Annotated in this window: 6 protein-coding genes; 4 read left to right on the top strand and 2 right to left on the bottom strand. The window is 44.3% G+C overall.

Annotation, left to right across the window (positions count from 1 at the left end):
• On the bottom strand, nt 1–1,591 hold a 1,591-nt coding region (locus OSCIL6407_RS30275), incomplete at its 3' end, for an ATP-binding protein (protein ID WP_148288834.1).
• A 310-nt stretch (nt 1,592–1,901) separates the two neighbouring features.
• On the opposite strand from OSCIL6407_RS30275, the gene petM reads away from it, so the two are divergent.
• The 3 genes from petM (at nt 1,902) to OSCIL6407_RS0104590 (ending at nt 4,173) form a co-directional block, all read left to right on the top strand.
• Nucleotides 1,902–2,006: a cytochrome b6-f complex subunit PetM gene (petM, locus tag OSCIL6407_RS0104600; RefSeq protein ID WP_019486958.1), complete on the top strand. Its 105-nt coding sequence runs from the start codon at nt 1,902–1,904 to the stop codon at nt 2,004–2,006.
• 273 nt (nt 2,007–2,279) lie between these two features.
• Nucleotides 2,280–3,254: an SDR family oxidoreductase gene (locus OSCIL6407_RS0104595; protein WP_007356416.1), complete on the top strand. Its 975-nt coding sequence runs from the start codon at nt 2,280–2,282 to the stop codon at nt 3,252–3,254.
• Between the two features lies 1 nt (nt 3,255).
• Complete coding sequence (locus OSCIL6407_RS0104590) at nt 3,256–4,173, top strand: NAD(+) kinase (protein WP_007356417.1); 918 nt, start codon at nt 3,256–3,258, stop codon at nt 4,171–4,173.
• A gap of 140 nt (nt 4,174–4,313) precedes the next feature.
• Here the strand turns inward: OSCIL6407_RS0104590 and OSCIL6407_RS0104585 are convergent, their stop codons facing one another.
• The gene (locus OSCIL6407_RS0104585) at nt 4,314–5,411 is read right to left on the bottom strand and encodes a M23 family metallopeptidase (protein ID WP_007356418.1); all 1,098 of its coding nucleotides are present in this window, start codon (nt 5,409–5,411) and stop codon (nt 4,314–4,316) included.
• Between the two features lie 72 nt (nt 5,412–5,483).
• On the opposite strand from OSCIL6407_RS0104585, the gene OSCIL6407_RS0104580 reads away from it, so the two are divergent.
• Nucleotides 5,484–6,185: a phosphatase PAP2 family protein gene (locus OSCIL6407_RS0104580; RefSeq protein WP_007356419.1), complete on the top strand. Its 702-nt coding sequence runs from the start codon at nt 5,484–5,486 to the stop codon at nt 6,183–6,185.
• Nucleotides 6,186–6,254 lie beyond the last annotated feature (69 nt).

Below are 6,254 nucleotides of genomic sequence, written 5' to 3'. Positions count from 1 at the left end.
TGCACGTAATTGTATTCACCGTCGCCCCAGCTTTGACAATATCATCTACTGTTGTGATGAAGGGATGCACTGGGGAAACTTCATTATCCCGATAAGCACCCAATACCAATAAATATTTTGTATCATTCATCAATAGTTGTAGCAAGTTTAAGGATGCCGAATCTGACCATTGTAAGTCATCTAAAAACATCACTAAAGGATGCTCTTGGCTCGTGAAAACCTTAATGAACTTCTGCATCAGCCGATTGAAACGATTTTGGGCAGCACTTCCCGATAGTTCTGTTGCTGGGGGGTGAGTGCCAATAATTCTCTCTAACTCTGGAATTACTTCAATCAAAACTTGCCCATTATCACCCACAGCTTCTAATATTTTATCTTTCCAAATTTGAAGTTGCCCCTCAGATTCTGATAATAATTGTCCCATTAAATCTCGGAAAGCTTGTACAAAAGCTGAAAAGGGAATATTGCGTTGAAACTGGTCGTATTTGCCTTTAACGAAGTAGCCGCGCGATCGCACAATGGGCTTATGAACTTCATTTACCACCGCAGTTTTACCAATACCTGAAAAACCTGCTACCAACATCATTTCTACCCCCCTATGTCCCCCCTTAGTAAGGGGGGATTCAGGGGGGTTAGCGACTCTTTCAAATGCTGCTAATAAGTCCGCAACTTCAGTTTCTCGACCATAAAGTTTCTCGGGAATAATAAAACTGTCGGTAATATCTCGCTTTCCTAGCTCAAAAGCGGTAATTTCACCTGTTTCTTGTAACTGAGTCAGGCAATTTTCTAAATCGTGATGTAATCCAAAAGCACTTTGATAGCGCTCCTCCGCATTTTTTGCCATCAACTTACTGACAATCGCCGACAGGATCGCGGGGATTTCTGGATTAACTTTATTGATTGGTACTACCTGTTTTGCTAAATGACAATGTATCAATTCCATTGCATCTTTTGACAAAAAAGGTAATTTTCCCGTCAGTAATTCATAGAATGTGACACCGAGAGAATAGAAATCAGTGCGATAGTCAATGCCTCGATTCATTCGCCCCGTTTGTTCTGGGGAAATGTAGCTTAGGGTTCCCTCTAAAACATTGGGGTTTTGAATTTCTTGGGTTTCTCGTGGGAGTAAGGTCGAGATGCTGAAATCGGTGATTTTAATTTCTTGACTCTGAGGATTAATTAAAATATTTGCAGGCTTGATATCTTTATGAATAATACGTTCTTGGTGTAAACTTTGTAAAACCTTAGCCAACTGGCACGCCATGTTTAGGAATTGCTCTAGAGAGAGGCCCTGCTCTTGTTGAGGAAGATATTCTGCTAAAGATATGCCTCCGTAATCTTCCATGCTCAAGATGTAGCGGTTTTGAGAAAATTCTAGGTGGTAAGTTTTAATTATACCGGAAATATTGAGATTTTTCCCCAGAGTATATTGATTTCTAAATTGTACTAACTCGCTAAAAGTCGGGCGATCTTTTTGTAATAACTTTAGTATGACGGGAGTTTGACTATAGATGGGGAAGGCACGATAGACAGCGGTACGGACACCGAAATATAATTGTTCGACGATCTCATAACCTGGAATTTGGTACATAACTTTAATTAAGTTGAATATTTTTAACATCCATCGCAACAGTTATAACATCAAAACAATTGAGCAACAAGTAATAACTTTTACATTTTAGAAAAAATTTATGTTCAAATTAAAAATTGATTATATAAAATTTAAGACTGGGGAAGTGCGCTCGCGCTTGCAATGCGTAGAATTACAGCTTTTTTCATGCAAGTAGGTACGCGAAACCCGGTAAATAAAAGCGAAACATTGTTTCTGGAGTTTATTTCATCAAATAGCAATCTGCGGTATTATTTTGATCTAACTCGATCGCATAGGAGATATAAAAAACATGAACCCTGAAATTTTCAATGCTGCATTTTTGTCTTTTACCCTGATTCTCGTAGGTTTAGCTGGTGGCTTTCTGTTACTCAAGCTTCAAGGCGGACAAGAATAAGTTTTTCTAATAAAACCCGCCAAGGACTAAAGTCCCTGACTAATAGCTGAAGTCGGTTGAGGCTGACTCAAATATTAATTTACAGTCGGTTTCAAGCGACTTTTGCTATGAGACAGGGGTTGAAACCCCTGTCTGGCTATATGCAGAGTCCTAATCAGCCCCACTCTCAGCCGCAACCTTAAAAATTTTTACGATTTTTATTAACTTTTGTTAAAAAATGAGAAAAATTCTGATAATATCGATAGAAAGTTTAAGATTCCTCATAAATACCTGATGACTTTATTAATTGTAGGTGCCACAGGTACCCTTGGCAGACAGGTGGCTCGTCGTGCCCTAGACGAAGGGTATCAGGTGCGCTGTTTAGTACGGAATTACAGAAAAGCCGCCTTTTTAAAAGAATGGGGCGCTGAACTCGTACCGGGGAATCTCTGCGATCCAGGAAGCTTGCCCCCAGCGCTAGAAGGCGTTACAGCAATTATCGATGCTGCTACTGCTAAAGCTACGGACTCCTTGAGCGTTAAACAAGTAGACTGGGAAGGAAAGGTAGCCCTGATTCAAGCGGCGGTAGCAGCAGACATCAAGCGCTTTATCTTTTTTTCGTTTCTCGATGCTGAGAAATATCCCCAAGTGCCGCTATTGGAAATCAAACGGTGTACGGAACTGTTTTTAGCAGAGTCCGGCTTGAATTATACTGTTTTGAAACCTTGCGGCTTCATGCAGGGGTTGATCGGTCAATATGCGATGCCGATTTTAGATAGTCAGGCAGTCTGGGTTCCGGGGGCGAGTTCTGCGATCGCCTACATGGATACTCAAGACATTGCTAAATTTGCTATCCGCGCCCTTTCTGTACCCGAAACTGAGAAAAAAACTTTCCCCGTTGTCGGGCCCGGCGCTTGGGAAGCTGACGAAATCATCCGTCTATGCGAACGCTTGTCTGGAAAACAAGCCAAAGTAACGCGCACGCCTAATAGCATATTGCGCCTTGCTAGTCAAGTAGCGAAGTGGTTTCAGTGGACTTGGAACATATCAGACCGTTTGGCTTTTGCCGAAGTTTTGGCAACCGGCGAACCCATAAAAGCTGCTATGGATGATGTCTATAGCGTTTTTGGGCTAGACCCCGCCGAAACAACAACCTTAGAATCTTACCTGCAAGACTACTTTAGTCGAATTTTGAAGAAACTAAAGGAATTAGAATACGAGCAGGCTAAAACTAAGAAACGGACTCAAAAGATACCGTTTACATTTTAAAGTGCCGAAAGCTGGGATTATCTACAACGACGTTAAACCGATCTCTTGTCGCGTCGCCGCCGAGTTACAAGACAAGCTGAGTTCCTACGGATGGGATGTCTGTGCCGTCTCTGGATCGGGGGGGATTTTGGGCTATTCTAGCCCAGAGCGCCCGATGTGCCACACTCCTATCGATCAGCTTGTCCCTTCTGGCTTTGACAGCGAGATGAAATTTGCAGTGGTATTAGGGGGAGATGGTACAGTTCTATCTGCATCTCGCCAACTTGCCCCCTGCGGCATCCCGATGCTGGCTGTGAATACGGGACACATGGGTTTCCTCACTGAGACTTACCTCAACCAGTTGCCGCAAGCTATGGAACAGGTCATCAATGGGGAATATGAAATAGAAGAACGGACAATGCTGGAAGTGCAGTTGATGCGGGATGACATCTGCTTGTGGGAGGCGTTGTCTTTGAATGAAATGGTGTTGCACCGCGAGCCCCTGACTTGTATGTGCCATTTTGAGGTGGCGATCGGGCGACACGCACCTGTGGATATTGCGGCGGATGGAGTAATTATTGCGACTCCGACGGGATCGACTGCTTATTCGCTGTCTGCGGGGGGGCCTGTGATTACACCAGGGGTGTCTGTGTTGCAGTTATTGCCGATTTGCCCTCATTCTTTGGCTTCTCGCTCTTTGGTGTTTGCCGATACTGAAGAGGTGACGATTTATTCTGCGAGCCCGAATCGATTGGTGATGGTGGCGGATGGGAACGGGGGATGTTATGTTTTGCCGGATGATAGAGTGCGAGTTTCGCGATCGCGCTACAACGCTAAGTTTATTCGGCTGCAACCTGCTGAGTTTTTCCACATTTTGCGGGAAAAATTGGGTTGGGGACTGCCGCATATTGCTAAGCCGACTTCCGTTGAGTTGCCTTGATTTGACTGTTTATTTTTTTGACATTCCCCGGTTTAAAGACACGGGGATTCTTGAGGACAAACTTTGGGCGGATTTATCCGCCAAAGTTTAATTCTTAAAGGGTTTGTCACGGGCCCGCTACCCACTCGCTGAATTGTTAATTAACGTAATTCTACTTGTCGTTTCAAGTCGATTAACACTTTATCTCCCCGTTTCAATTGGTACTGCGCCCGCCAAATTCCAGGGGTAAGTGTGGAGTTTCCCCGATTCCTTTTGCCAACGTAACTGAGCCATGCGCGGTTAGAGGATTTGATATCATTTGTATTCTCTCCAATGATTTGACCATTGGGGCCTAACAACTTGTAATATTCGCGATCGCCCTGAAGCACTCCAAAAGCTTGCACCCAAAACAAAATAGCGGGACTATTTACAGGAAGTACGGTTTCGGCAAATTTTCCTTGCCAGACAGCATTCATATCTGGTGCTTGAGTAGAAAAACCAGCCCGGATTAAACCTGTGGGTACATAATTTAGTGGCAGATCCCAAAGTGGGTTCCGGGCAACTTTGCAGCCAGACTGAGAATCTATCCCTACAAACGGGTCTACCGCCTTGCCTTGATAGCGGATAGTTAAGTGAACGTGGGGGAAAGAGGCTAAACCAGATTCTCCCACCATGCCTAAAACTGTGCCTTTTTCTACTTGCGTCCCAGATTTAACAACAACACTGCCTTTGCGGAGGTGGCAATATTGAGTTTCCCAACCGTTACCGTGATCGATTACCATCCCATTGCCGCATTCAATGCCTTCAACTTGGGTTTTAGTGGTTTGATCCTCCACCCGCCGATCCTCAACCCCGTCTCGCGATCGCAACACTTTGCCAGCAGCAGCAGCTTTAACGGGTACGCCTAATGCCATCGCTTTCTCATCGGGGATGCCGAAATCTGTACCGTCATGACCGTCGTAGGTTTGGCGGCCGCAACCAAAGTCAACGGCTGCTGGACTAGGATCTCTGTCTACATAGTGGAAAATGTAACAGTCCTTGCCCAAAGTGCAGCCAATGGGTGGGGCAAATTTTAGCGTTGCTGAGGATGTATTGGGTTGTTGGGTAACTTCCGAAGGTTGAGGCGATCGCACAACAGTTGCTTCAACCTGCGGTGGATTAGCAGTAGTGCTGGTTGTCTTGCCAAAGCAGCTAGAAAGAACTACCAGCGTAACGGCTAGAAGGAACTTAGAAATATATTTCTTGGATAGTGCAATCATGGATCTATCTACTTGATTTAGCAGGTATCGTAAAAGAGGAACAAAGCAATCTCTACTCAAAACTTCCCCTAGATGCGTTCTAAACTTTTATCACTTCTATCATTGCTCACTACAATTCGGCTGGTGGGACTAGCGACTGCGGCTTTTGCCCTGTGGGGATTTGCCGAGATCGCAGAAGAAGTCCTGGAAAAGGAAACCCAGGCCTTTGATACAGAAATTTTACTGAGTCTCAGAAGCTTGCATACTCCTGTACTCAATCAAATTATGGTCGGTTTTACGTATTTGGGACAGCCGAGTTTGCTGCTAGTGATTTGCCTCAATTTGGGGCTCATACTTCTACTACGCAACCACCGTTCAGAAGCACTAACTATTGCGATCGGGGCACTAGGGGCCGTTGGTTTAAACACCTTGCTCAAAAAACTATTTGCCCGTACTCGACCTCAACTATGGGAACGAATAGTTGATGTCCGCTTCTACAGTTTTCCCAGCGGTCACGCCATGATGTCAATGGTAATTTACGGTTTACTGGGCTATTTTCTGGCTAGTTACTTCCCCCGGTGGCGGTGGTTAATTGCCATTTTAACAGTGCTGTTAGTGACAACTATCGGTTTTAGTCGGATGTATCTGGGCGTTCACTGGCCTACTGACGTGATTGCAGGTTATATAGCGGGATTTGTATGGCTGATTACCTGCATTATCACTTTGGAAATATCCAAGGAATTGCAAGCTCAAGGCTTGATTTCTAATCAAAAGTTTATATCTTCAGATAATTGATAATGGGTAATGGGTAATTGGTAATGGGTAATTGGTAATTGGTAATTGGGGAGAATGGGAGATTTACCT

This window comes from Kamptonema formosum PCC 6407, assembly GCF_000332155.1.
GTDB lineage: Bacteria > Cyanobacteriota > Cyanobacteriia > Cyanobacteriales > Microcoleaceae > Kamptonema > Kamptonema formosum.
Note: the sequence above shows the minus strand (reverse complement) of the source record. Positions and strands in the feature narration are given on the sequence as shown.